24 protein-coding genes and 4 pseudogenes are annotated in these 25270 nt (G+C 67.9%); 15 read left to right on the top strand and 13 right to left on the bottom strand.

The features are described 5' to 3' along the window. Together ABT057_RS25205 and ABT057_RS25200 are read right to left on the bottom strand one after the other, a co-directional pair. Nucleotides 1-840 (bottom strand): transposase family protein, encoded by an 840-nt coding sequence (locus tag ABT057_RS25205; RefSeq protein WP_352345836.1) that lies wholly within the window; start codon nt 838-840, stop codon nt 1-3. 65 nt (nt 841-905) lie between these two features. Then, nucleotides 906-1352: a hypothetical protein gene (locus ABT057_RS25200; RefSeq protein WP_352345835.1), complete on the bottom strand. Its 447-nt coding sequence runs from the start codon at nt 1350-1352 to the stop codon at nt 906-908. Between the two features lie 371 nt (nt 1353-1723). Between ABT057_RS25200 and ABT057_RS25195 the strand changes: the two are divergent. The 3 genes and pseudogenes from ABT057_RS25195 to ABT057_RS25185 all read left to right on the top strand — a co-directional run. Beyond that, nucleotides 1724-1988, top strand: a pseudogene (locus ABT057_RS25195) (transposase); the annotation flags it as partial. A 537-nt stretch (nt 1989-2525) separates the two neighbouring features. Next, the gene (locus ABT057_RS25190; RefSeq protein ID WP_352345834.1) at nt 2526-4307 is read left to right on the top strand and encodes a reverse transcriptase/maturase family protein; all 1782 of its coding nucleotides are present in this window, start codon (nt 2526-2528) and stop codon (nt 4305-4307) included. A 290-nt stretch (nt 4308-4597) separates the two neighbouring features. Further along, nucleotides 4598-5329 (top strand): hypothetical protein, encoded by a 732-nt coding sequence (locus tag ABT057_RS25185; protein WP_352345833.1) that lies wholly within the window; start codon nt 4598-4600, stop codon nt 5327-5329. A 133-nt stretch (nt 5330-5462) separates the two neighbouring features. On the opposite strand, the gene ABT057_RS25180 is transcribed toward ABT057_RS25185, so the two are convergent. Beyond that, entirely contained in the window at nt 5463-6299 is an 837-nt protein-coding gene (locus ABT057_RS25180) for an alpha/beta fold hydrolase (protein ID WP_352345899.1), read from the bottom strand. Between the two features lie 144 nt (nt 6300-6443). Next, nucleotides 6444-6893: pseudogene (locus ABT057_RS25175) on the bottom strand (TetR/AcrR family transcriptional regulator); the annotation flags it as partial. Nucleotides 6894-7092: 199 nt separating this feature from the next. On the opposite strand from ABT057_RS25175, the gene ABT057_RS25170 reads away from it, so the two are divergent. Beyond that, nucleotides 7093-7944 carry a class I SAM-dependent methyltransferase gene (locus tag ABT057_RS25170; RefSeq protein WP_352345832.1) on the top strand — a complete coding sequence of 284 codons (852 nt, stop codon included), beginning with the start codon at nt 7093-7095 and terminating at the stop codon, nt 7942-7944. A 99-nt stretch (nt 7945-8043) separates the two neighbouring features. Then, nucleotides 8044-8478, top strand: a complete 435-nt coding sequence (locus tag ABT057_RS25165; protein WP_352345831.1) for a DUF6228 family protein — start codon at nt 8044-8046, stop codon at nt 8476-8478. A gap of 609 nt (nt 8479-9087) precedes the next feature. Here ABT057_RS25165 and ABT057_RS25160 read toward each other — a convergent pair. Next, a complete protein-coding gene (locus tag ABT057_RS25160) occupies nt 9088-9570 on the bottom strand; it encodes a peptidase inhibitor family I36 protein (RefSeq protein WP_352345830.1) in 483 nt (160 codons plus the stop codon). Between the two features lie 483 nt (nt 9571-10053). Between ABT057_RS25160 and ABT057_RS25155 the strand changes: the two genes are divergently transcribed. From ABT057_RS25155 to ABT057_RS25140, 3 genes are all read left to right on the top strand, one after another. Then, on the top strand, nt 10054-10488 hold the full coding sequence (locus ABT057_RS25155; protein ID WP_352345829.1) for a hypothetical protein: 435 nt from the start codon (nt 10054-10056) through the stop codon (nt 10486-10488). 519 nt (nt 10489-11007) lie between these two features. Further along, nucleotides 11008-11439, top strand: coding sequence for a MerR family DNA-binding protein (locus ABT057_RS25145; protein WP_352345898.1), 432 nt, complete (start codon nt 11008-11010; stop codon nt 11437-11439). A gap of 374 nt (nt 11440-11813) precedes the next feature. Next, a complete protein-coding gene (locus ABT057_RS25140) occupies nt 11814-12665 on the top strand; it encodes a hypothetical protein (RefSeq protein WP_352345828.1) in 852 nt (283 codons plus the stop codon). Here ABT057_RS25140 and ABT057_RS25135 read toward each other — a convergent pair. Next, on the bottom strand, nt 12587-13564 hold the full coding sequence (locus ABT057_RS25135; RefSeq protein WP_352345827.1) for a LysR family transcriptional regulator: 978 nt from the start codon (nt 13562-13564) through the stop codon (nt 12587-12589). The genes ABT057_RS25140 and ABT057_RS25135 overlap by 79 nt on opposite strands. Nucleotides 13565-13647: 83 nt before the next feature. Between ABT057_RS25135 and ABT057_RS25130 the strand changes: the two genes are divergently transcribed. Next, on the top strand, nt 13648-14409 hold the full coding sequence (locus ABT057_RS25130) for a sulfite exporter TauE/SafE family protein (protein WP_352345826.1): 762 nt from the start codon (nt 13648-13650) through the stop codon (nt 14407-14409). 675 nt (nt 14410-15084) lie between these two features. Here ABT057_RS25130 and ABT057_RS25120 read toward each other — a convergent pair. Next, nucleotides 15085-15531 carry an anthrone oxygenase family protein gene (locus ABT057_RS25120; protein WP_352345825.1) on the bottom strand — a complete coding sequence of 149 codons (447 nt, stop codon included), beginning with the start codon at nt 15529-15531 and terminating at the stop codon, nt 15085-15087. 91 nt (nt 15532-15622) lie between these two features. Here ABT057_RS25120 and ABT057_RS25115 point away from each other — a divergent pair, with 91 nt between their 5' ends. Next, entirely contained in the window at nt 15623-16201 is a 579-nt protein-coding gene (locus tag ABT057_RS25115) for a TetR/AcrR family transcriptional regulator (RefSeq protein ID WP_352345824.1), read from the top strand. 7 nt (nt 16202-16208) lie between these two features. On the opposite strand, the gene ABT057_RS49255 is transcribed toward ABT057_RS25115, so the two are convergent. Next, nucleotides 16209-16685 (bottom strand): zinc finger domain-containing protein, encoded by a 477-nt coding sequence (locus ABT057_RS49255; protein ID WP_502973964.1) that lies wholly within the window; start codon nt 16683-16685, stop codon nt 16209-16211. A 297-nt stretch (nt 16686-16982) separates the two neighbouring features. Here ABT057_RS49255 and ABT057_RS25110 point away from each other — a divergent pair, with 297 nt between their 5' ends. Beyond that, nucleotides 16983-17660 (top strand): alpha/beta fold hydrolase, encoded by a 678-nt coding sequence (locus tag ABT057_RS25110; RefSeq protein ID WP_352345823.1) that lies wholly within the window; start codon nt 16983-16985, stop codon nt 17658-17660. On the opposite strand, the gene ABT057_RS25105 is transcribed toward ABT057_RS25110, so the two are convergent. After that, nucleotides 17556-17921: a Tn3 family transposase gene (locus ABT057_RS25105; RefSeq protein ID WP_352345822.1), complete on the bottom strand. Its 366-nt coding sequence runs from the start codon at nt 17919-17921 to the stop codon at nt 17556-17558. The two genes, ABT057_RS25110 and ABT057_RS25105, sit on opposite strands and share 105 nt — an antisense overlap. Nucleotides 17922-18086: 165 nt before the next feature. Here ABT057_RS25105 and ABT057_RS25100 point away from each other — a divergent pair. Further along, nucleotides 18087-18224 (top strand): annotated as a pseudogene (locus tag ABT057_RS25100) (transposase); the annotation flags it as partial. Between the two features lie 79 nt (nt 18225-18303). Here the strand turns inward: ABT057_RS25100 and ABT057_RS25095 are convergent. The 3 genes and pseudogenes from ABT057_RS25095 to ABT057_RS25090 form a co-directional block, all read right to left on the bottom strand. Then, complete coding sequence (locus tag ABT057_RS25095; RefSeq protein ID WP_352345821.1) at nt 18304-19182, bottom strand: NAD(P)H-binding protein; 879 nt, start codon at nt 19180-19182, stop codon at nt 18304-18306. Between the two features lie 214 nt (nt 19183-19396). After that, nucleotides 19397-19627 (bottom strand): annotated as a pseudogene (locus ABT057_RS49250) (IS5/IS1182 family transposase); the annotation flags it as partial. 457 nt (nt 19628-20084) lie between these two features. Continuing rightward, a complete protein-coding gene (locus ABT057_RS25090) occupies nt 20085-21056 on the bottom strand; it encodes an aldo/keto reductase (RefSeq protein ID WP_352345820.1) in 972 nt (323 codons plus the stop codon). A 148-nt stretch (nt 21057-21204) separates the two neighbouring features. Between ABT057_RS25090 and ABT057_RS25085 the strand changes: the two genes are divergently transcribed. The 3 genes from ABT057_RS25085 (at nt 21205) to ABT057_RS25075 (ending at nt 23495) form a co-directional block, all read left to right on the top strand. Further along, a complete protein-coding gene (locus ABT057_RS25085) occupies nt 21205-21810 on the top strand; it encodes a TetR/AcrR family transcriptional regulator (RefSeq protein WP_352345819.1) in 606 nt (201 codons plus the stop codon). A gap of 202 nt (nt 21811-22012) precedes the next feature. Then, nucleotides 22013-22405 carry an ester cyclase gene (locus tag ABT057_RS25080; protein WP_352345818.1) on the top strand — a complete coding sequence of 131 codons (393 nt, stop codon included), beginning with the start codon at nt 22013-22015 and terminating at the stop codon, nt 22403-22405. Further along, nucleotides 22398-23495 carry a Gfo/Idh/MocA family protein gene (locus ABT057_RS25075; RefSeq protein WP_352345817.1) on the top strand — a complete coding sequence of 366 codons (1098 nt, stop codon included), beginning with the start codon at nt 22398-22400 and terminating at the stop codon, nt 23493-23495. The genes ABT057_RS25080 and ABT057_RS25075 overlap by 8 nt, the downstream gene beginning before the upstream one ends. A gap of 382 nt (nt 23496-23877) precedes the next feature. On the opposite strand, the gene ABT057_RS25070 is transcribed toward ABT057_RS25075, so the two are convergent. Beyond that, nucleotides 23878-25071: a N(5)-(carboxyethyl)ornithine synthase gene (locus ABT057_RS25070; protein ID WP_352345816.1), complete on the bottom strand. Its 1194-nt coding sequence runs from the start codon at nt 25069-25071 to the stop codon at nt 23878-23880. Between the last annotated feature and the right edge of the window lie 199 nt (nt 25072-25270).

Below are 25270 nucleotides of genomic sequence, written 5' to 3'. Positions count from 1 at the left end.
TCACCGGGAGACTTCGCGGTTCGTCAGGACCAGCAGAGCCCTCACCAGGGCGGTCGCCCACTTCGGGTCGGTGCGTACCTTGCCGAGTACGCGCCAGTTCTTCAGGTGGGCGAAGCCGTGCTCGACCGGCGCCCGTACTGCGGCAAGGGCCTTGTTGGACAGCTTCTGCCCGCGTGTCAGCGGCCGGTTCCGGGCGGCCTTGCAGCCGGTGATCACCGCCGGATCGGCATCGGGACGGCTGTCGTCGAGCCCGACGAATCCCAGGTCGGCGATGGCTCCGAGGCCGGCCGCCCGCAGCCTGACGGTGAGCCGGTCGTGACGGCAGGCGGTGATCTCCGAGGTACGTCCAGGCCGGGCCGCCGAGACCCAGAGCAGTCGACCCTTGTCGTCGGTGAGCGCGATCACGAGCAGGCCATGGTGTTTGTACTTGCCGGAGTAGTTCTTCCGGTTCTGCGTCCCCGTGCGCCGCCGGGTGCGGATCGGCGAGCCGTCCAGCAGGACCACCCCGCCACCCGTTCGGGTGATCTTCTTCAGGGCGCGGTCCGGGCGCGGGGCGCGAGCGGCCAGCAGGCCGACGACCTCCCTGACCCACCGAGTCACGGTGGTGCGGTGTATCCCGTTGCCGCCGGCCAGGTCGCCCGGCCGCTGGTCACAGCGCAGCACCGCGAGCACGATGGCGGCGATCTTCCCCGCGGGCGGGGCCCGCCACCGCGAGCCGATCTTCTTCAGGTGGCCGCGGACCAGACTGGCGAGCCGGTTCAGGGTCGCACTCGACAGCGGCAGGCGTGCGCTGTAAACAAGGCCGCCAGGGCCCCCGGCGAGAGGGTTGTTTTTCTTCACGCCAAACTCAACTGCCGCCGGGGACCCGCCGGTTACGGCCCTCAAGGCACCCGTCGGCGGCGTGGCTACGAGCGTGCGGTGAACTTCCCGTCGGGGCGTTTGTGCAGCCAGCCGCGATCGGCGAGCTTAGTCATCTTCGCTCGCAGCGGCTCCAGCTTGCCGCGCACCGAAGCGTTCAGACCCAGCCGCTCGCCGACCGCCCTGACCTGCACCGGGCCGTCGGCCTCCCGGACGATCGCCAGGATCTTGCGGTAGTCGCCGGGCAGCGCGCCCTCGTCGGCCGCGTCGCTGCGGTGCGGGATGAGCAGGACTGCCCGCCCGGCCACCTTCGCCGACACCGGAGCGACAGCCTCGGCGTCGGCCTGGACCTGCTCGGCCAGGCGGTTCAACACCCGCTCCGCGATCGCCAGTTCGTCCCGCTCGACCTGGACCTCCTGAAGCTGCTTGGTCAACTCCTCGGCGAGAGCGTCCAGTTCGCTCCGGCGGGCGGTGATCCACTGCCGCTCCTGCATCCCGGGTCCTCCCGCGATCTCGTGGCGTGCCGACCTGCCGACGGATCGTAGGCGGGGGCAAGTCGCGAGCGCAGCCGAACCAGGCATCCCACCGGAACCCGACCACCCAATGACCTACACCAAGGTCATCGGCCGCCGACCGGCGCTACCCCACTCGTCATTCACACCAGAGCCGCGACCTGCGACTTCACGATGCACACCGCTCACTGGTTACCGACGGTTTCAAAACGTGATCGGTGTGTCGGCTGATGGTTGATGGTCTTCGCAGGCAGGGTCTGCGAGGTGTCCGATGATCTCGTTTCTAATGCCCTGTGGGAGCGCACAGCTCCGCTGATTCCGCCGCAGTCCGAGACCATGTACTCGTCGATCGCCACGGCACCCCGCTCGTTGTCTCGCTGACCGGCAAGAACCGGCACGACGTCACCCAGCTGATCCCTCTTCTCGATGCGGTCCCCCGCATACGAGAACTGCGAGACCAGCCTCGCAACAGGCCAAAGCGGTTGTACGCCGACCGCGGATACGACTATGACAAGGACCGCCGCCTGCTGTGGAAGCGCGGCATCAAGCCTCTCATCGACCGGCGCGGCGTCGCCCGCGGTTCAGGCCTGCAAGGCCCGGTGGGTGGTCAAGCGCACTTTGTGCGCCACGAGGCGCTCTGTTTGTATCCCCGGCTGAGCCGGGAGGAACTCGGAAGGAGGTTCCTGGGCCCGATGACTTACCTGGATTCGAAAGGTGAAGGGGACAACAGCATGTCAGAAAACCAGTGACCGGGGCCAGTTGTCAGGCACGGTGCACTGGGTGGCCCGCGCGATATGGCGAAGACTGGATTGTTTGAAGTCCAATCTCCAGAAGATGCAAGTTCCCATCCGCCGGAAAGACATCTGTAACCGGCGCCGCGCTCTGCCCTGGCCTCGATCGTGCGGCCGGAGCAACTTCCGGAGCGTGGAGCGATGTCCAGCGAGGACATTCAAGGAGATGAGTGGGACGCCTACGTCGCGCTAGAACGTACAGACAGAGACGAACGTGGGATCGCCTACGGGACGCGAGTCCTATGGCGACGGAGGCCCCGTAGTAGTCGCCGGATTAACGCCCGGCCAGGGAGGACGGGAAAGCCGTTCGCAGGGCGAAGGGGGCCAGGTGATTCGGACACCCGAGACTCGGGAGGTATGCGAAATGCAGAGCGCCGCAACGGTGCTGGGTGTCCTGCGTGAACGCGGCAGGCGCCGCCTGCCGTGCAAGGAACTGTATCGGCAGCTGTTCAACCCGCAGTTGTATCTGCTGGCCTACGGTCGCATCTACGCCAACCACGGCGCGATGACGCCCGGAGTTACATCGGAGACCGCTGACGGCATGTCACAGCGGAAGATCGACCGGATTATCGAGGCGATGCGCCACGAGCGTTACCGCTTCCGTCCGGTCCGGCGCGTCCAGATCCCGAAGAAGAAGGGGAAGACGCGCCCGCTGGGGCTGCCGACCTGGTCGGACAAGCTCGTCGGCGAGGTGGTCCGCCTGTTATTTGAGGCGTATTACGAGCCGACGTTCTCCGACCGTTCGCATGGATTCCGTCCCCGGCGGGGCTGCCACACCGCGTTGCGGGAGGTGGCCAACACCTGGGCCGGTTCGGCCTGGTTCATCGAGGGCGACATCGCCGACTGTTTCGGCAGTCTGGACCATCAGGTCCTGTTGTCTATCCTCGGTGAGAGGATCCATGACCAGCGGTTTCTGCGGCTGGTGCGGAACATGCTGACAGCCGGATACTTGGAGGACTGGAAGTGGGGTGCCACGCTGTCCGGAGCACCGCAGGGCGGCGTTGCCTCCCTGATCCTGTCCAACATCTACCTGCACAAGTTGGACGAGTTCGTCGAGACGGTTCTGATTCCGGAGTACACCCGGGGAGAGCGCCGGACCCGCAACCCGGCCTATCTGGAGTTGCAGAATCTGCCGGCGAAAGCCCGCTGGCGCGGTGACCGGGCGCAAGCCCGTGTGCTGCGTCAGCGGATGACCAGTCTGCCGAGCGCGGACCCGAATGATCCGGGCTATCGGCGGCTGCGTTACATCCGCTATGCAGACGATCACCTCCTTGGTTTTGCCGGACCGAAGTCCGAGGCCGAGCAGATCAAGCAGCGCCTGGCCGAGTTCCTGCGTGACGAAATCAAGCTGGAACTGTCCCAGGACAAAACACTGATCACTCATGCCCGCACCCGGGCCGCGAGGTTCCTCGGATACGAGATCGTCGTCCAGCACAACGACACGAAGAAGACCGGCCGCTACCGACGCGTCAACGGTCAGATCGCTCTTCGTGTCCCGAAGGATGCCATCAAGGCCAAATGCGCCCCTTACCTGTTCCGCGGGAAACCCGCGAAACGAAAGGCTCTGATCAACAGCAGCGACCACGCGATCGTTGCCACGTTCGGGGCCGTCTACCGGGGCGTCATTCAGTACTACCTGCTCGCCGGAGATGTCTTCCGGCTGCACCGGCTGCAATGGGTCATGGAGACCTCCATGCTGAAAACCCTTGCGGCCAAGCACCGTTCATCGGCGTCGAAGATGGCCGCCAAGCACAAGACCAGAATCGACACCCCGAACGGGCCCCGCGTCTGTTTCGAGGCCCGCATCGAACGGAAGAACAGGAAGCCACTGGTGGCCCGGTTCGGTGGAATACCCCTCCAGCGGCAGCGATCGGCGAAAATCACCGATCGACGGCCGGTCTGGGTGGACTATCCGCACAAGGAGCTGATCACTCGGCTCCTGGCGGACACCTGCGAGATCTGTGGAGCCACGGGCGATGTCCAGGTGCATCACATCCGTGCCCTCGCCGACCTCGCGCATGCCGGATGGCCGCCGTCCGACTGGGCACGAGTCATGCTGGATCGGCGCCGCAAGACCGTCGTGGCCTGCGACGCCTGCCATGACCGCATCCATGAGACACAGACGGCCAGATCATTCACGCCGTGATCACGGGAGAGCCGGATGACCGGGAAACCGTCATGTCCGGTTCGGCGGGAGGCCGCGCGGAACAGGACCTGCTTCGGCAGGCACCTCGCCGCGCGGCCGACCCAACCGGCTGGCTACCTCAGTTCAAGCGACTGCGAACCCGCTACGAGCGCCGCACTGACTGCATCTGGGACTTCTGCAACTTGCGTGCTGCGTCATCTGCCTGCGCCAAGTGTCCAAGCATTTGTCGCATGAGCAGGCTGTCCGGACCTGAGTGCAGTGATGCACTGGCCAGCTGCCACACTCGCCCGATGAGTATGAACCCTCAGCAAGATCGTTCCGTCGATCCGGAAGAGCTGCTGCTGCGGACGGACTGGAGCTCGGCGGAGCACTGCTGCCCGAACGTTGCGCCAGCGACGCCTGTGATCTTGCGACAACTTCTCGACACCGACGCGGGCAAGCAGGGCACTGCTCTCCGTAACCTGCAGCAGGCTGTCACGCATCAGGCCACCTTCTACAGCGCCACGGCGCCGGCGGCGTCGTTCGTGGCGGCGATCCTCGGGCACCCGCGGACTCTCACCAAAGTCACCGACCAGGGGCCATGGGACGCCGCCAACTTCGGTGAGGAACCGCGTTTCCTCCTTCGCGTCGGTCTCCTGAACTGGCTCGGCAGCACCGCCTGGGACGCCAACGAGGAGTCACCTGACGGCTACGAAGCTGACATTGAGGCGTTCCGCTCCCTTCGACCGACCCTCTATGACGCCATTCAGCCCTTCCTCACAGACGACGAGCCAGTTATCCGCGATGCCGCCCTGGCTGCTGTACTTCCGTTGCTTGCCTCCCCAGAGCTCGCCCACCAGGCTGAAGGCCTGCGTGATGACGTGTGGACTCTCGCCGCCGACAGCGCGCCTTACCGGCAGCGAGCGATCAACACACTCGCCAGCTGGGGCGAGGACATTACGCCCTTCCAGCAGTACAGGCACACACACCCCGCTGACGTCCGTGCACACGTTGAAGGCTTTACCGACGATCCGCCTTTCTGAAACCGCCTTTTAAGGGTGTGCACGTTCTGACGCTGCGCGGCGACCGCTGACTGAGCGGGTACGTCGACAGAGCGTCCGGGTCGGCAGCGGCCATGATCGACTGGGCGCGGCTGGAGGCACGGGTGAGTGGGAGTCAGGCGCGGAGGGCCTTTCGCAGGAGTTCTCCGAACTCGGCGGGGTGTGTGGTCAGTCCGGTGTGCCCGCCGGGGAAGTGCTGGAGTTCCGTGCCAAGACGCTCCGCTAGGAAGGCGGCCGGACGGTAGGGCAGTTCGCCGCGTGAGTCCTCGCCGCAGGCGAGCACGAGCTGGTGCGACAGCCCCTCCAGCATGTGGATGTCCGGGGCGTAGGACATGAAGCTGGGCACGATGCGTCCGACGAAGTACGGCAGGTTGGCCATCGTTCGCTCGGCCCGCCCCGCTGCTTGCGGCGGCAGCGTGATCTCGGCCTCCGGCTCGGTGGTCTCGCCGTCCTTCTTCATCCCCGCAACGAACACGGCCATCGCCGGCATGAGCCCCTGCGTGCGGAATGTGTCTTGCACACGCGCGATGAGCGCGCGATGTTCGGAGGCGTCCGGAAGGACCTCCACCAACGGCGGCTCGTGCGCCACCACACGTGCGAGGCGTTCGGGGTGGGCGGTGAGCAGGTGCATGGCGACGATCGCGCCCGAACTGGCGCCGAACACCCGGACGGGCTCACCAGGCGACAACAGTTCCAGTATCCGGAACGCGTCGTCGGCGTGCTCGGCCACTCGCTGCTCGGCCTCGGGGTCGTCCAGCGTGCTCCGGGACATGCCGCGCGGGTCGTAGGTCGCGACGGTGTATTCGACAGCCAGTCCGTCGACGATGCCGTCGAAGGAGGCCGCGCCACCCGCCCCTCCGGGGACCAGCAGCAGGAGTGGGCCCTGACCGCGTACTTCATAGTGCAGGGTGGCGCCGTTCACGCGCAGGCTGCCGATGGTCGGGCCGGTCATGCGGGTTCTCCTTCTCGGGACGGGGGCGGTGCTCCAGGAGGGCGTGCAGGGCGTCGAGGGCTCGAATCCAGGAGTGCTGCGGCGGGGACGCTCGTGCGCGAACCCGCCCGCAGCCTCCACGGTGACGAACCCGTGGAGTGTGCTGCGCAGCAGCCGGAACGCGTCGGCGAGACCGGCTCGGCAAGTCCGTAGCCGCGCAGCATGCCGTAGGTCAGCTCGACCGCGCGCCGCGGTCCGGGCGCCTTTGCGGCCGGCCGGTTCAGGGTCGATCTGGATCGGGGGCTGCGTCGCCGTGTAGCAGGCCGGGTGCTTGTGGGCGTACTGCAGCCAGGCGTTCGCAACGGCGACCAGAGCGTCGTTGCCCGACCGGTCGGCGGTCGCCTCCGCGATACGGAGGATCTTCTCGTCCGCCGTCAGAAGCGCGCTCCGCCCCGGCCGATTCTCCAGGTTGCGGATGTATGTATAGAGGCTCGCGTCGTTCACGCCCAGTCGCCGCGCCAGCTGCGACACGGCCACCTGGTCGAGCCCCACTTCGTCCGCCGGCCCGGCGCCCGCGATCGTCACCCGCTTCGCCGTAAACCCGGCTCGCACCATGCCCCCCCCAAAGCCGATCCTAATATCTCTAGGTATAACCTAGAGCCTCTAGGAGAGCAATCGCAGCAGTGACTGTTGATCTTCGCCTAGCGGTGGCTTCCGTGGTCGTAGGCGGTCATTGCGCACATGACCGCCTGGCCGCGAATGAACCCGGCTCCCCTCATCAGGACCCTTGGAATCGTTCATCTAGGCTGGCGCGGTGACTGATGAGCGGGAGCGGGCGCAGCCGTCGGGAGTGTGGGCCACAGCAGTGGGGGTGGCCAGGGTGCGGGCGCTGGAGACCGAGCGGGAGAACGCGCTGTTCCGCGACCCACTGGCACAGGCCTTCGCCACCGCCGGCGGCCTGTGGCCCTCCTCGCCGCCGCTGCCCGATGGCGAGGCCGCGCGACGCCGCCGGCTGGCCGTGGCGTTCTCCATCGTCATCAGGACGAAGTTCCTCGACGACCTGCTGCAACAGGCCTCCGCGTCCGGGGTCCGGCAGGTCGTGCTGCTCGGCGCCGGCATGGACAGCCGGGCCTTCCGGATGGACTGGCCCGAGAGCACCCGGCTGTTCGAGGTCGACACCGCCGCACCACTGGACTTCAAGGCTTCGGTGCTGCGCCAGGAGCGGGCCGTCGCACGCTGCGAGCGGATCACCGTCCCAGTGGATCTGCGTGAGGACTGGCCAGGCGCACTGGCCGCCGCAGGGCACGACCCGACTGCGCCGACCGCGTGGATCGCTGAAGGACTCCTGATCTATCTGCCCGAGGACGCGGTGGAACTGCTGCTGGCCCGGATCAGCACGCAGTCGGCGCCAGGCAGCCGAATGGGACTGACATTGGGCTCGCGCGGCGTGATCGAGCGCTTCGGCGCGGACGCCGCGCCGGGATCGGCGGCGTCCATGTGGGTCTCGGAGATGCCCGACGACCCGGTGGGCTGGCTGGCCGGGCACGGCTGGGAGGCCGACACCCACACCCTGCGCGAGCGCGCCGCCGCCTACGGCCACCCGATCAGCACCCCGCAGCAGCGCGAGGAGCAGCCCGGCGGACTGATCTCGGCGGTCCGCCGGTAGAGCGCTACCCGGTTCTCCAGGAGCTGCTGATTTCCTCGGTCGAGGACGCGTTGGCGAAGTCGGTGTCGTCAACGTGTTGACGTCCGTAGCCTTCGGCGGGTGAGTCTGATCGAGGTGGGTCCAGGGCAGGTCGAGCTCGTCCTGCGGGGGCAGGGGGTGCTGGCGGCCTCTGTCCGGTTGTTCGACTGGTCGCGTACGGATGAGTACGAGACTGCCTTCGCGGTGGAGGCCGTTGCTGATGGTGTGCGTGCACGGCTCGACAACGTGACCGTCACCGTCTGGGATGACATGAGCGAGTTCTTCGACGGCCTTGCGCGCGACTTCCGTGGTTGGGATGGGGAGCGGGTCTGGATCAACAACCACTTGGTCCTGACGGCGACCTTCGGCTCGGGTGGTCATGTGCATCTGTGCTGGACGCTTCAGTCCGATTTCTTTCCCGGTGGCTGGAAGAGCACGGTGACGACCGTGATCGAAGCCGGTGAAGGAATGACGGCTGTGGCCGCGGACGTGCGGGAGTTTCTGAGCCAGGGGTAGGTCGCCCACGTTCGCTCCGTGCAGACACCTTGGCGGCCTTCTTCCGGGCGCGGCGGCCCAGGTGTGGTCAGCTCGTCGCGCCAGCATCGGACGGAGGATTCGGACACCTCACTGCCGTCGGCCATGTCGGCCATGTCGGCCAACCGAATCGCCTTCAGATGGCGCCCTAGCAGATCGGCGAGGTGATCGACGGTGCGCGTGGACAGTGGCAGACGGCACTCGTAGACAAGCGGGCAGGTGTCCTCGGCATGCTCTTTGGTATTCGTCACACAATTCCAACAGCCGCCTGCAGCACCGGGGTTACCCCTGCGTCGCGCTGCGCCAGGCAGCTGCGCCCCTACTCATAGGCGGGTGGTGAAACGACCGTCAGGCTGTTTTGTGCAGCCAGCCGCGGACCGGCGCACCGCAGGTGCCCGGCCTGTCGCTACCGAGGCTGTGACCAGCGCAAGGGGCCCGGACGCCTGCCCTTTTCACCTTTGGTGAGGTGTGTGCTCTGGGTCGCCGCGACCGGCCGCCCGGGCCTCGGCAACGGCCGAGGCCCGGGGCCGAGGCTTCACGGCTGGGTTCTCGGCTGGGTTCTCGGCTGGGTTCTCAGGATCTTGCGCGAGGTCAGGCTCGCACGGAGCTGATCTTGTCGTTCCAGTCGAAGCCTTGCTCCGGCCCGTAGTTCACGTCGCCGGTCCAGGTCGGAGCCGGTCGCAGTGTGCGGAATTGGGTGCGGTTGAGTCCGCCGACATGGAACTCATGACCGCGGAAATCCGTGTCCTCGTAGATCTTCATCGGCCTACCGGTGTGGTTGACCAGGGATGACGCCCGATCATTCATGCCGTGACCCATATTGGCGACCGCCACCCGGGTGGCGAACATATTGCCGCCGGTCGGCTGCTCCCATCCACCCCACTCGTTCACCGTGTAGTTGTAGTCGGGGTCGGAATACAGACACAGGTAGCCCGCCGGGCACACGTCGGGGCCGGACGCCGCCGCGCCGCTCTTCCAGAAGAAGTCAGGAAGCACCTGCACGTCCGCCGCGCTTGCATGTGCGGCAGGAGCCAGCGCAAGGAATACCCCGACAGCCACCACGACTCGACTCACACGCCTAAGCATCGTGTGATCTCCCTTTCCATTGCTGAGGAGTGATCACTCGATCAACGCGCAGCATGACAAACCGTCACGCACATCTGCCCCTGCCCCTCGAGTACTTCCATGGTCGTCACGGGCGCTGACGGACGGCTGCTGTTCTGCAGCCCGGCCGAACCCGCGAGCTGCGCGGACATCGCCCATGCCCGCCAGTTGGGCCTGGGCAAGCTCCTGGCCAACGGACCAGCCGTGGAGATCCTCGTCGGAGTCAGTGACCAGCGCCCGCGCACTACGAGATCCACCGGATCCTGGCCTCGGCGCCGGGCCGGTGCGAACGGTCCGCAAATCCGCCGCTGTTCGCGTCGGCGTGCGGGTGGTAATTCCCGGGACCATTGTGACCACCGAACTACCTGGCTACCCTGAGCGCGCTGGGGATCTCCGGGATCCGAATCCGTCTCTCCCGGCTCTGGCTGATCAAAAAGAGAAGGAACCGATGCAATGAAGAGAAAGATTGATCGCTTCTTACGGCGCAGCCTCGTGGTTCTTCCCCTGGTGGCGGGCATTTCCGTGGGCCTCACCCTTCCAGCCGAGGCTGCCTCGGGCGGTTCAACCGGAACTGGAGTCAGGGCCTCCTATTCCTGGACGTGGAGCCGTACCGCCATTACGGGGATCAGTGCCACCGTTTATGACACGGCCTGCGACAACAACGACGTCTACGGCTACATCCGGCTCTACGACGTAGCCGGGGTCATCGCGAACGGATCCCAACAGCGCTGGAGCGGGGGCTGCAACACCTCCGGCGGCTTCACCCTGTCCGGACTGCGATTCTCGAACAGCCGCACCATCGCCGTCATTCGCATCTTCGCGTGCGTTGACGACGCGGGCGGCGACTCGTGCTGGTACTCAGGCGACTACGCCAACCCTTATCGCTGATCAGAGGGTGAAAAGTACCGCGCATTCGTCACGGCAGACCTTGGCTCGCCGGACCGTGCCGCCATCCACGGGCCCGTTCCGGTGGAGCCGAGTGTCATGATTCCAAGCATGTCCGCGGAGACACCAATGTCTGTGCCGGTCACCCGACGAGGTGGAGGCGGCTCGTACTCCTGCGGGTGGCTTCCCGATCAGGCTCTCCCTCTGCGGCACCTTTTGGCGCGTCGAGGAGAGGGACGTGCCGGAGCCGTACGCGGCCCTGCTTTCCGAACTCGCCGGCTTCGACCTCGTCGTCTACGTGCACCTCGGCCATCCTGCGCCGGCGTACCTGCATGGTCGGCTACCAGCCGCCCCCGCAGACACGCTAGGGTCTGCACCAGGCCCTTTCTCAAGCTCACCGGCCCCTGGCACCGCCGGGGACTGGCCAGTTGAGAGGGGAACATTCCTTGAACAGTGAAAAGAGCAGTATCCGGTCCCGCGTCCTGCGCGTGGCCACCGAGGTCGTGTCCAGCATGACGGCGGCTGTACTCGCCAACGTCATCACTGCCTGGCTCGGCCTGTAACCGAGGAAGGGCTCAGGGGCAGACCGGGGAGTACAGCCGGGAACGCCCCGCCTCAGTCGGCCGCCCCGCCGACTCCCCCTGCAGACGCAGGCCATTTGACGGGCGCCGTGACGGCCGCCGACCCGCGTCTGCTGCACGCGACGCCGGATTCTCCGTCGCCGAGACCGGTCGGCTCCTCGTGGCGCGGCCGTCCGACACGGACCTGCGAGCCCGCATGGCCGCCAAGGCCCGCAACCTGCACGAACAGATCGACCGGCTCACGCGGCTCCGCGACAGCCTCCGGCACGCCGCCGTCTGCACCCACGAACCCGTCGTCGACCGCCCCGACTTCAAACGCGCCGTCGGCAACGTGCCCGTAGGAGCTCACGCCCCGGACACCTCCGCCTCCTGACCGCCATCGGCCGCAAACGGTCACTCCCTCCGGGTGGCAGGACCGATGATCGCAGCGCATCGACCGCCAGGACAGCGGGCACGAGCAGACGTCGGTCCAGGCTGCGGTCAAGGGCAACGAGCTTCTCCACTTGATCGAGGGCAGGTTGATCCGGCTGGAGCTCCCGTTCGGTTCAGTGGGCGGGCTCGGTCCTGCGCCGCCCCGCCCCCATCACCAGCGAACCGGATGGGACGGCGCCATTCCTACCGCTTCGGCAGGAGGCGCGTACTGCGAGGCGCGCGCCGACAGCCTGCGCCCTGAATGCATCAAGACGACGGTCAGGATCCCGCCACCCAGTTCCGCGGTCAGGCGACGCGCTGTCACCATCAGCCGCTATGAGTTCACTTGAAAGGCTGGCCGCGTTCAAGCCCGACACCTGCAGCACCGGCGCCGGAGGCATCGACTGGAACGCCGTCGGCTCCGCCGGATCCATGAGCGCCTTCTGCGGAATCATGGCCGGCTTCGTCCTTTCCGGCATCGTCGTCATCATCGGCGAGCGAAACCCGTCCGGGGGTGACGGCCACGCCTCGCGTGGCCTGAGACTCCTGCTGCCCTGCTTCGTCGGTCTGGCCACGGCGTCCTACCTGTACGCGCTCACCTCTGGCGAACTGGTCTGCAACCGCGCCATCACCGAGCAGTTGTTCTCCGGCGCCATCCTCGCCGGCGACGCCGTCGTGGTGATCGTCGCCCTGGCCTGGCTGCTGCCCGCCTACGGCCGCGACACCCCCGACACGGTGAGCTTCTTCCGCGGACTCATCCAGTTCGCCGCGCAGTTCTCCACGCTGATGCTCATCGTGTCCGCCAACGGATTCACCAACTCCGTTCTCCACCATCGCGCCGCCGGGTGGTCCGACGCCCTGGTCTGGACGAGCGGGGTCCTCGTCTCCGGAGCCGTCTTCCACTTCTGGTGGCAGCCTCCTCCCGCAGCGCCCTCCATCCGGCCCGCAGGACAGACCGAGGAGCAGTGGCGCGACGACGTCCACCTCAACCGGCGGGTGCGCATAGCGTCCTGGACAACGCTGCTCGTGGGCGGAGCCCTCGCCATCGCGAGCGGAGTCGCCGTCGGCATCCCTTCCGGCCACTGGACCGCAATGTCGCCGGCACTGGTCTACGGCCTCGGCGAGTCCTCGCTCCTTCTGCCCGGATCCATCATCATCACCGCCGTTTGGGCAGTCCCCCGCGCATGACTCCCGGGCTCGGACAGGGCCGCCAGGCGCAGGTGTTCGGCGAGGGCCTCGGTCGCCGTCGGTGCGGCGTGGGCCTTGACGCCCCAGGCCAGGAGGTGGTGGCGGCGGGCCCAGGGGTCCTGCAGTTCGCTCACGTCCACGGGCTGGTGGGGATCGATGGCTCGACGTGGTACGACGGCGAGCCCGACGCCTGCGGCGGCGAGGGCGACGAGGACACTCAGGTTGGCGACCGTGGTGCGGTGGCGCACCACCGGAGCGTGGGGTCCCAGGTGCTTCTCGATCCAGCGGCGCAGCGAGGAGTCGGCGTCGAGCCCGACGAGGGGGTGTTCGGCGGCCTCGCGGTAGGTGAGCGCGGTCCGTCCGGCAAGGATGCCTCCGGCCTGGCCGATCACGACGAGGGAGTCGTCGCCGAGGGGTTCCATGCGCAGGCCGCAGTCGCGGGCCTCGTCGTCGAGGACGACCCCCAGGTCCGCTTCTCCGTCGGCGAGCATCCGCACGGTCCGCGGGGTTCGGCTCTCGGTGACGGTGACATCGGTGTCCGGGTGTGCACGGAGAAAGGAGACCAGGGCCCGGGGAACCAGGCGGTGCATCGCGGAGCCGCCGCCCAGCAGGATCAGCGGGGCGCCCGGGGACCGGGTGTAGCTCGCGACGGCGCTGTCCAGGCGCGCGGTCTGGGCGAGCACGTCGCGCGCGTGGCGGGCCAGGGTCGTCCCCGCAGGCGTGGGCCGCACGCCCCGTCGGCCGCGGATCAGCAGGGCGACACCGGCATGGTGTTCCAGTGAGCGCACCCTGGCGCTGGCCGAGGGCAGGCTCAGGTGCATGCGGTGAGCACCGGCCGTGATCGACCCCTCCGTGACGATGTGGAGAAAGAGCCGGAGGTCGTCCAGGTCATAGCGCACCGGCTCAGGCTAAGCCGCAGGCTTAGGCTGGGTACACCGATGACGCATTGTGGAAGCGATCGGCACCGGGCGATCCTCGGCGTGTGTCCGAGTTGTCGCTTGTCCTGCTGGCCGGTGTCGCCGCCGGAGTCCTCAACGCCATGGGCGGTGGTGGGACGTTCGTGGCGCTGCCCGCTCTCGTCGCGTTCGGCCTGTCGCCGGTGACGGCGAACGTGGTGTCGCGGGTCGCTCTCGTGCCCGGCGCCGTGGCCGGCGCATGGGTGTACCGACGCGAACTCACCCCGGTCGGGCCTGCGTCGACCAAGGCACTGACAGCGATCAGTGTGGTGGGCGGTGGAGTCGGTGCAGGTCTGTTGCTGGTGCTGCCCGCGTCGTCGTTCGACGCCGCGGCGCCGTGGCTGCTCGCCTTCGCCACCGTGGTCCTCGCCTGCGGCCGTCGCCTTTCCAGGGCGTTGAGCAGAACGCTGGGCCGCTCGGTCGGTATGAGTGCGCGGGCCGTCCTCACCGGACAGTTCTTCCTCGCTGTGTACGGCGGATACTTCGGCGGGGCCGTAGGCATCATGATGCTGGCCCTGTGGAGCATCGGTCTCGGCCTCGACGCAGCGGTCAGCAACCCGATGCGGATCGCCCAGCTCGCGGCCGTCTACGTCGGCGCGACGACACTGTTCCTCATCGCCTCGGACACGCTGAGCGCTCCGCTGCTCCTCACCGTCATGCTGGCCGGCGCCGTGTTCGGGGGCTTCGCGGGCGCCCACCTCGCCCGCCGACTGCCCGCCTGGCTGCTGCGGGGCGTCCTTCTGACCACCGCCATGACCACGACCGTCCTGTACTTCCTGCGCGGCTGACCTGACGGGGAGCCGCAGTGAGCACCGCCCACCGTCGGGAGCGGAGGTTGACCCGCATGATCGAAGACGACGCCCGAGCCCCCGCGCCCTGCCCGGACACGGCGCGAGCGAGGATGGTGATGGCCTACGAACCGCGAAGCGGGGTGAGGTGGGTCTGTCGCTGGTCAGTATCGACTCCCCCACCGTGCGGGCCCATCACGTTGCCGCCGGGACGAACACGAGCCAGGACGTGCTCGCCTCCTTGGAGAGGGCTTCCGTCGAAGAGGAGGAGGCCAGGTCAAAGGGGGCCGTCCAGGGGGGCGAAGCGGGCAGGACGGTGGTGCCGATCCCGAGCGGGACGAGCGGCGCCGCGTCCGGGTCGGCGCAGGGTTCGCCTGAAATCCGCTCTGCTGGGGCGCTCCCGGGGCGGGCAGACCAGCAAGGTCCCTCTCGCCGCCGACCGCAACTGCCGGACGTTGGCGTTGGTCTTGACCGCGGGACAGGCGGCCTCATCCCAAAGACCTCACCCGAACCAGAGCCGAGAGTCCCGCAGATCACCGAGGTGCGTAGCTTCTCGGGATCGCGGGTGTGGGCTCTCAGCGGCAGTCGCATTCCCAGATGCCGGGATTTCGGTGGCCAACTGCCACCCGGGGCGTGGGGATTGTGCACCGCCGGCGTGGTGTCGGCCCCGCGGGCTCAGGCGAGGGCGGCGACGAGCAGGGTGAAGGCGGCGATGATGACGGCGACGCGGACGTAGTGGAAGCGGAGCCAGCGGTTCATCTGCTCCTTCCAGTCCTCGGGCCGGTTCTCGGGGGTCCACGTCTTGTTCCGGTTGTTGATCGGGACGAGCAGCAGGAGCGACATGATCACGCTCAGGATCAGCAGCGCGGCGGCGATGACGACCAGGCCGGCGCCGTGGTGATGCCATCCGGCGATCGCCCAGAGCGCGCTCAGGACGAGCGAGCCGATGTACCAGAACGGCATCAGGGCGCCGAGCATCCGGCCCCCGTGGGCGTGGCCGAGTTGGCCACTGTCCTCGGGGAGGGCGTTGAGGATCGGGTTCATGACGAAGGCGACGGCGAATTCCACCCCCACCATCAGGCCGACGACCACGGTGGTGAAGACCTCAAGTGCGTTGAGCATGACTACCCCTCGTGAAATCTAGTGCCGCTAGATGGCAATGCAACGCTAGTACTACTGCCGCTTGATTGTCTAGCAGTGCTAGGATCGAGTCATGTCGGTACAGGAACGCAAGGAGCGTGAACGGGCGGCCCGCGAGCGCCTCATCGTGGCGACGGCCCGCGAACTCGCCGAGCAGCAGGGCTGGGACGCGGTCACCACCCGCCGGCTCGCCGAGCGCATCGAATACAGCCAGCCCGTCCTCTACAGCCATTTCCGCGGAAAGCGCGAGATCATCGGCGCCGTCGCCCTCGAGGGTGCCGCCGAGCTGGCCGCGGTGGTGCGGGCCGCGGCCTCCGCCGCGGACGGCCCGCGCGAGCGGGTCGCCGCCCTCGCCCGCGCCTACCTCGACTTCGCCGAGCGCAACCCGGCGGTCTACGACGCCATGTTCCAGCTCGACGGCGGCCTGGCGTTCGCCGACGAGGACACCCCGGAACCTCTCAAGGACGCCTTCGCTGCGCTACTGGAGAGCCTCAGCGAGGTCGCCGGGGACGGCGTCCACCCGGGGCTGTTCACCGAGCTGTTCTGGGCGGCCCTGCACGGAGTGGCGACCCTGACCCGGGCGGGACGGCTGCCGCCGGAGTACCTCGAGCCGAGGATGGAGCTGCTGGTGGACCGGCTCGCCATCACCTGACACCCCCTCACGGCGGGCACCCGGCCGGGGCCCCCGGGCCCCGCCACTGCCTGCCCGCGGCACCGCTTTTGGTTACTCGCGCCCACACGGCGCAGCCGCAGACCGCCCGGGCCCCTAACACCAGACGGGCACCCGCGCCCCGGCCGACCGACGGTGAGCAGAGCGTGGGGATAACCTGCCCCGGGCCTTGCCCCGGCAGTGCGGGACGTGGGCCTTGATCTGGCGGGCCAGCGCGAGCGCGGCCTCCAACTGGGGCCGCACGCACCCGTACCCGGGTGCTGATCTTCTCGGAGAACACCTTGTCGCACGGGATGCCGTGCTTGGCGAGCCGGGGCACCTTGGTGATGCGGCCGGTGTGGTAGGTGCCGGCGACCGCGCCGGAGCGCGAGCGGCAGGGCGAGCCGATGTCGGCCTTGCAGCGGGGGCAGGGACGGCGCTCGACATCGTCGGCGTCGCTCGGGGAAGCCTCTTGAGGGACCGTCATGCCCGTGGCTGCTGTCACAAACGATTCTCAGAAGTACCTCGAACCCGCCTCTGAGTGAGAACGGGTTCTGCGAACCGAACCGGCACTTCGCGATCTCCGTGCGACTCTCTTTGATCTTGCTCGACAAAGGACCGTTTGTGAGAACCGCGTGGCTTTGAGGGCCTATTGAGCTTCGTCGCCGGAGCCGGCCGGTGCGTACTGATTCGCCTTACGGTTCGCCGCCGCCAGCCCGAGCGTTGCCGAGGCGTGCGATCACCAGCCGTACTCGTCGGGTTCTGCTTGACCTACGATGACGCCGTGAAGTTCGTGATGGTGCCTGGTGGCTGGCAAGGCGGATGGGTGTTCGACTCGGTGGCCGCCGAGCTGCACCGAGACGGTCACCACGTCGAGGCGGTGACCCTGTCAGGGTTGGAGTTGGACGGCCCAGTCGATGTGGACCGTCCGCCGAACCTCGACACCCATATCGACCAGGTAGCCGAGATCATTGACCGTAGCGACGAAAGGCCCCTCGCACTGTGCGGGCACAGCTACGGCGGGATGGTGATCGCTGGTGTCGCGGATCGGCTCAGCGACCGCCTCGACCAGCTCGTCTTCATCGACGCCTACGTCCCGGACGACGGGGATTCGTGTTGGTCTTTGACCAGTGACAGCTTCCGGGAGTCGTTCATAGCCGGCGCCCGCGCCGACGGTCGTTGGGTCGCAGTCCCTGATGGGCTCGACCCTCGCGCGCGACCGCACCCAATGGCGAGCTTCGTCCAGTCGATCAGGCTGGGAGGCAACCCCAACCGCGCGCTCGGCCGAACGTTCATCAGTGGTGGCGCGTGGGCAGGTAGCCCGTTCGTGACCCTGACCGAACGGTTGCGCAACGACTCAGGCTGGCGGGTTCACGAGATTCCCGTTGGTCACAACATCGCCCGCCGCGACCCGCTTAGCCTCGCGGCCGTTCTCGGCGCATTGCCGCGCGACTCCGCCTGACGCAGTACTTCGGCGACGGCCCGGCATCATGGTCCGCTTCGGCACGACGAACCGCAGCCCGTCGACCGAGGCCAGCAGCCCCTCGCCCCAGAACTTCACGATCGGCACCTCGGCCTGAGCCTCGATCAGCTTCGCGTTCACCGCGGCGATGTGTCCACCCGCAGGTAGTACTGATCGACGTGGACCCAGCCGGGCTCGCGTGAGCGCCTCGTCCTCGGCGTCGATGACCGGGGCGTGCCCGATGTTGCACGCCTCGCTCACCAGCAGCGCGATCAGCGAGGTCCTGTCCGCTCGGGTCGGTGCCGCCCAGCGGGCCGGCGTTGGCGTACCCGTACTGGTTGGCCTGGGCCGACGGGGCAGGGTCGAGCTGGTAGGTGTCCCGCGAGGCGAACGTGCCCGTCCCCGGCTGGTACCAGCGCGACGCACCTTCCGGTCGAGCTGGTCGGAAGCCTTCGCTCCGACCGAGTCCTGTGGCTGCCGAAGCCGCCGCGGGTCTACGACCCGAGGGGCGGCCGCCCGCCGAAGCACGGACCGGAGTTGCGCCTGACGAAGCGGGAGACCTGGCAGAAGCTGTTTCAGATCCGGTGATCTGTGACGCTCTGCGGCCGGTGGACGGTCGGGGACGCCGGTGGGACGAAGTGCTTCAATTTGCCCGATCGGCGGTGTCCGGCTTTCTCGCCTGTGCCGATAGGACGTCGCGGAGAGCGAGGGGGAGGCGGCCGGTCAGCCGGGTGTAGTCGTCGCAGACTCGATCCCAGCGTTGTTCGCGCACCGAGGCGAACATGGACGAGAAGGCGTAGAGCCACCAGGGATCCAGGCCGGTCGCCGCTGTCTCGGCGCAGTAGGTGTCAGGTGGGATGTCCACGTAGGCGACGGGCGTCTGCCACGCTTCCGCCGCGACCGAGGCGATGCCGGCCAGGTCCGCCGACTCAGGTCCGGTGATGTCATGGTGACGCCCGGTCGGCTCGCCTACAGCGAGCGCGGCGAGGGCGCGGGCCACGTCGTCGCGAGCCACCAGAGAGACCCGGCCATCCGCAGCCGGGAGCCGCAGCAGTCCGGTCGCGCGCGCCTTCGTGAGCCAGTCTTGGAAGAACTCGATGTACAGCGCAGCCCTGGCGAACGAGCACGGGACGCCGGAGGCCAGGAGTAGATCCTCGGTGAGCCGGTTGGCCACGGCGTAGCAGAACGGGGACGCCGTGTCGGCATCGACGCTGCTCAGCGCCGCGACATGGCTGACGCGCTCGGCTGTCACGGCGGCGACGACGTTGCGGTGGTGCAGCAGCATCCGTGCATCGGGCCCGTCACTCGAGACGAAGACCAGGGTGTCCACACCCTTCAGCGCGGCTCGCAGAGCGGGCGGATCGCTGTAGTCGGCGACGGCGACCTTCACCTGCGGCGGCAATGCCTCGGCAGGCAGCTTCCGCCGGGTCATCGCTACGACGTCCACGCCCTCCCGGCCCGCGAGCAACTGCACCACCCGCCTGCCCAGGCGGCCCGCTGCCCCGGTTACCGCAATGCGCATCGTTGCCCCCGTCGCCTTACCAGTGAACGAGCGTCACACTATCCGGCGCCTGTCGGCTCGGCTCTCTGCGAAGTCCCATGGGCACAGGTGTGGGAGCCGGACCCTGCCGACCGACCAACGACAACACCCAGGGGGCAGCTCAGGCGCTCGGCGAATTGGAGCGCCCGGTCAGCGCGCCGCAGGGCGCAATAAATCAAGCATGTCGGCTCATTGTGGCGAAGCCGTGCTCCACCGGTGCCCGGACCGCTGCCAGTGCGGTGTTCGACAGCTTCTGTCCTCGTGCCAGGGGCCGGTTCCGGGCGGCCTTGTAACCGGTGATCACTGCGGGGCCGGTGTCGGGGCCGCTGTCGTCGAGCCCGACGAAGCCCAGGTCGGCGATCGCCCCGAGACCGGCCGCCCGCAGCTTGGCGCCCAGCGGCCGGGTGATCTGGCCGGTGGCAACGGGTTCTTCACACCAATCTCAACTGCCTTCGGGAGTCCGCCAGTTATGCCCAGTCGGCGCCCGCCTCCCTACGCCTGGGAACGTGCGGCGAACCTGCCGTCAGGACGCTTGTGCAGTCAGCCGCGGTCGGCGAGCTCGGTCATCTTCGCCCGCAACGGTTCCAGCTTCCCGCGCACCGTCACCTCAAGGCCCAGCTCCAGCATCCCCAAGCCCTCCCCGCGCTCTCCCGGCACCGGCCCGGTCAGGGATCGTAGGAGGCAAGGCGGTCTGCCGACAACGGCCCTGGCGACAGGTCAGACGATCTCCACCATGGACACCCGTCGACGACCAGCGCGAGTACCCCGCCCGCCCCGCACACCAGAACCGTGGCCTGTGTACTTCATGTTGCACAGTCTCATTGGGAATGCGGCACTCTTCGCCCGGATGCCTGCCCGCGGCGTGCGTGGTGGTACGTCTTCGATCAGCGGTCGATGGCGGCCATGTTGTCCGCGTCGTAGCGCTCGCCGGAGGCCCGGGGCAGGTCGTTCAGGCGGGCGACGTGGCCGGCAGTGAGCTCGATGTGGTCGGCGGCGGCGTTCTCCTCCAGCCGGGCGACTCGCTTGGTGCCGGGGATGGGCGCGATGTCGTCACCCTGGGCGAGCAGCCAGGCCAAGGCGACCTGTGCGGGCGTGGTGTCGATCTCGGCGGCTACGGCCCGGACCTCGTCGACGATTCGCAGGTTGCGCTCCAGGTTGCCGTCGGCGAAGCGGTGGTTGGTGCGGCGCCAGTCGTCGGTGTCAAGATCGTTCAGGGAGCGGATGTTGCCGGTCAGGAAGCCGCGGCCAAGCGGGGAGTACGGCACGAAGCCGATACCCAGTTCGCGCAGGACAGGCAGGATCTCGGCCTCCGGGTCGCGGGTCCACAGGGAGTATTCGGACTGGACCGCGGTGACCGGATGCACGGCGTGAGCGCGGCGGATCGTGGCGGGGCCGGCCTCCGACAGGCCGATGTGGCGGATCTTTCCTTCGGCCACCAGTTCGGCCAGCGCGCCAACGGTCTCTTCGATGGGCGTGCCGGGGTCCACCCGGTGCTGGTAGTAGAGGTCGATGTAGTCGGTGCCCAGGCGCTTCAGTGATCCCTCCACGGCCAGGCGGATGTTGGCCGGGGTGCTGTCCGGAGCCGTGCCACCGGTGTGGGAGATCAGTCCGAACTTGGTCGCCAGCACGACCTCGTCTCGGCGCCCCTGCACGGCCCGGCCGACCAGCCCCTCGTTGATGAAGGGGCCGTACCCCTCAGCGGTGTCGACATGGGTGACCCCGAGGTCCAGAGCGCGGTGGATCGTGCGGATCGACTCGTCGTCGAACTGGCCGGCGCCGGTGTAGAACGCCGACATTCCCATGGCTCCGAGACCGATGCGCGAGACCTTGAGGCTGCCGAGCGAAACGGTTTTCATGGCGCGGACTTCCCTTCCCATCACTTAAGTACCGGTCGGTGCAGAACCCTAGCACATCAAGACCGACCGGTACTGAACTGTGCTCGTCGCCTGGGTGGGATGAAACTGCTGGTCAGCGTAGATCTGTACCGAGAGGTACGCTTGTGGCATGGGTGACTCCCGTAGGGCCGTCATGGGTCGGCCTCGAGAATTCGACATCGACCAGGCGCTGGAACGCGCGATGCGGGTGTTCTGGGCCCGAGGGTACGAAGGTGCAAGCCTCGCTGAACTGACCGGCGCCATGGGGATCACCAAGACGAGCATGTACGCGGCCTTCGGCAACAAGGAGCAGTTGTTCCGCAAGGCCCTCCAGCGCTACGGCGCGGGGCCGGCCGCCTATGCCACGCGCGCCCTGGAGGAGCCCACCGCACGGGCTGTGGCCTTGACGTTCCTCCGCGGAGCGGTCCGCACCACGACCCCTCCCGGCGGCCCCTCCGGGTGCCTGACCGTGCAGGGCGCGCTGGCGTCGAGCGACGAGAGCCGGGCCGTCCACGACCTGCTTGTCGACTGGCGCAACGACGCGGGGGTCCGCCTCGAGGAGCGCTTCCGGCGTGCCGTCAACGAGGGTGATCTTCCGCGCGACGCCGACCCTCGGCATCTTGCCCGGTTCATCATGACGATGGGTTTCGGCATCGCAGTGCAGGCCGCCAACGGCCTCGGTCCTGCTGAGCTCGATGAGATCGTCGACACGGCGTTGCTCGGCTGGCCTGCATAGCGGCTGCACCCCTTCGCTCGCCCCGGTGAGACATTCTCCGCGCAGGAGGGCCGTGACGGTGCGGCAAAACTTCGGTACCGTCCGGGACAGAAGTTTCGGGCAGTAGTTCCTCCCCCTGCCGACGATCACCGCGACGAAACCGTCAAGAGCCGTCGCGAAACACCCAGCATGACCTCCGCTCCGGGGGCCGAAGAAGGAGATCATGTCCGACAGCGACCTGCGTGAGTTCTACCTGCGCTACATCGGGGCGCTCAACGCACACGAGATCTCCCGCATGGACGAGTTCATCAACGACGAGACCACCCTGAACGGCGAGCCGGGCACTCGGGACCAGGTCATCGCTGTGCTGAACGGCGACATCGACGCGGTCCCGGACTTCCACTGGGAGCCCCGGGAGATCGCGGTCGATGGTGATCGCCTGGCCGCCCGTCTGACCAACACGGGCACGCCCGCCAAGGAGTGGCTCGGCGTGGCTCCCACCGGCGCCTCGTTCGAGATCGTCGAGTACGCCATCTACCAGGTTCGTGACGGGCGGTTCGTGCACATGACGGCCCTGCACGACGCCGAGACCCTGAGGCGGCAGCTCGGTGCCTGACCCCCGTAAGCCGATCGGCGTCGGCATCGTCGGCCTGAGCGCCACGGGAGGCTGGGCGGCCGGAGCTCACCTGCCCGCGCTGAGAGCCGTCGACGGGATCGAGCTTCGCGCGCTGGCGGCGAGCTCCGAAGCCTCCGCCCAGGCCGCGGGAGCGGCGTATGGCGTACCCGCGTACACGTCGGTCGAGCAGCTCGCCGGCGACGAGAACGTCGACCTCGTTGTTGTCGCCGTCAAAGTGCCCCAGCATCGCGAACTCGTGTTGCCCGTGCTGAAGGCGGGAGTGCCGGTGCTCTCCGAGTGGCCGCTCGCCGTCGACCTGCGCGAGGCCGAGGAGATGGAGCGTGCCGCCGGGACGACGCGCACCTTCGTCGGTCTTCAGGGACGCTCCTCGCCTACCTTCCGCTGGCTGGCCGACCTCGTGTCCGAAGGATTCGTGGGGGAAGTGCTCTCCGCCACCGTCGCGGCGTCTTCGACCGAATGGGGCACTCCGGTGTCTCAGAACATGGTCTACACGCTCGACCGCAAGCTCGGGGCCACGATGCTGACCATCGCGTTCGGACACGCGATCGACCTGGTATCGATGGTCGTCGGCGAGCTTCAGGAAGTGGTCGCTACGACCGCGACCCGGCGCCGCCAGGTTCCCCTCGGGCGCACCGGGCAGGTCGTCCCGATGACCGCCGAGGACCAGATCGCGATCTCGGGCACCGTGGCGGGCGGGGCGATCCTGTCCGTCCACCACCGTGGAGGCGCGGCATCGAGTGCAGGGTTCTCTCTGATCATCGACGGCACGGAGGGGAGACTCGAGATTACCGCCGCCGAGTTCCCGCACCTCGGTCCGGTCACGGTGCGTGGCACACGCAGCGGCGGTCGGCCTACGAAGGTCACGCTGCCCAGCGGCTACGACGACTATCCCGGCCTGGCCGGAACAGTGATCCACACCCTGGTGCACGCCTACGCCGCGATTCGGGACGACCTCGTCCACGGAACGGCTGTCGCCCCGGACTTCACCCACGCCGTCAAGCGCCACCGACTCCTTGACGCGATCGTACGGTCCGCCGCCACAGGCCAACGAAAAGCCCTCCATCCTTAGGCGCGCAGCCAGTCGATCTCGACACTGCCCGACATCACTTCGCCACATCGGCCCCTGCCATGTGTGCCGGCATACTCGGCCGCACGCCGACCGATCGAGAGCGGACACGAGCGAGCATGGCGTTCACCGCTGCAGAACCCGACAACGACCCTGGCGACAGGTCAGACGATCTTCACCATGGACACCCGCCGACGACCAGCGCGAGTACCCCGCCCGCCCCGCACACCAGTCTCTGGACATGGTGGAGGAGGACGCCCGCTGCCAGTTCGCCCTCAGGGGACGCGGTTCTGAAGTTTTTTTGCCGACCGAGGAAGCCCGTAATCCGACTCTGACCGGCGACGATCCAGTCGGCCACCGGCTGATGTGCTCGTCCAGGTCGCGATCAGGTCGGTCGCATGGATGATCTGTGGATCACTGAGTTCAGCCGGGTCGCCGGGACCTCGGGAGGGTGGGGGTAGGCGGCTTGCCGGTGCTGGAAGGAGAGGATCTTCGGGTTCTGGACGACGCCGTCGCGGATCTCGATGGCCCTCCCGATCGTGACGTCTCCGTCCCATGCCGCGGGACCGCTCATGACCGCGCGCAGATAGGGCAGGAGCGCCTCGCTGTTTTCCCAGGTGGCGGAGTTCCACAGGTGGGACGGGCTGTGATCCACCGCGTAGTAGTGACAGCCCGGCCCCACCGCGAGCATGGGCTCGCCGAAGGTGGTCGGGCGGGCCCATGCGAAGCCCATGCCCTCGTCACAGGCGACGTCGATGAAGAAGGTGCCCGGCCGGAACAAGGCGAGTTCCTGGTCGGTGACGAAAGTGAGCGGCGCGTCGGTGTCCTGCAGGACGCAATTGACGATGATGTCGAACCCGGCCAGGTACTCCGCCAGAGGCGCGGAACCGGCCGCGGTGAAGGCACGCAGTCGAGACGAGTCGTCCTCCTCCTCGAAGTGGCCCATCACGACGGATGGCATCGGTGAGGCCACCGCCGCGGCGGCGCGCTGGGTGAGGACCGTGACGTCGGAAACCCCCATGGCGCCCAGGCCCGTGACCGCTCCGCGCGCCGTTGCGCCGAAGCTGATGACCACCGCGCGCAGGCGGCGCCCGTAGCTGCCGGTCAGCCCGCCGAGCTGGAGGGCGTGCAGCACCGAGCAGTAGCCGGCGAGCTCGTTGTTCTTGTGGAACACATGGACGCTGAAGGCGCCGGTGGAGGTCCAGTGGTTCATGGCCTCCCAGGCGATCAGGGTCAGCCGCCGGTCGATGGCGAGCTGGGTCAGCTTCTCGTCCTGCACGCAGTGCGGCCATCCCCACAGCACTTGGCCCTCGCGCAGCTCGGCGACGTCGTCGTGCATGGGTTTGGGCAGCAGCAGGACGTCGCACTCGGCGAGGAGTTCCGCACGGGAGCGCAGGCCTGCCACGAGTGGTCGCAGCGCGTCATCGGCGACGCCGAACCGTCGGCCGTAGCCCTGTTCGAGGAAGATCCGCTCGCGTACGTCCGGGGCGATGCGTTCGAGGTGGCTGGGGTGCAACGGCAGCCGGAACTCGTTCTCCTTGCGGGAGGAGGCAAGTGCTCCGAGGCTCATCAGGCTCATGTGGGGCGGCTCATTTCCGACCGGACGCGATGCGCTCCGGGATTGCCGTTCCCCGAGGGCGACGCCGAAACGGATGACGGCGTGCGAGGTGCGCTCGGTACCGCCACCGTACTCCCTTCCCGAGCCCGGGGGGCGGCGGGATGGGGCAACACTGCGTAGCGTCTGCGGCCTGTGCGTATTCGGCAGACGTCCGCCCGTA

Origin of the sequence: Streptomyces sp. NPDC002588 (genome assembly GCF_040295925.1) — a bacterium.
Lineage (GTDB): Bacteria > Actinomycetota > Actinomycetes > Streptomycetales > Streptomycetaceae > Streptomyces.
Note: the sequence above shows the minus strand (reverse complement) of the source record. Positions and strands in the feature narration are given on the sequence as shown.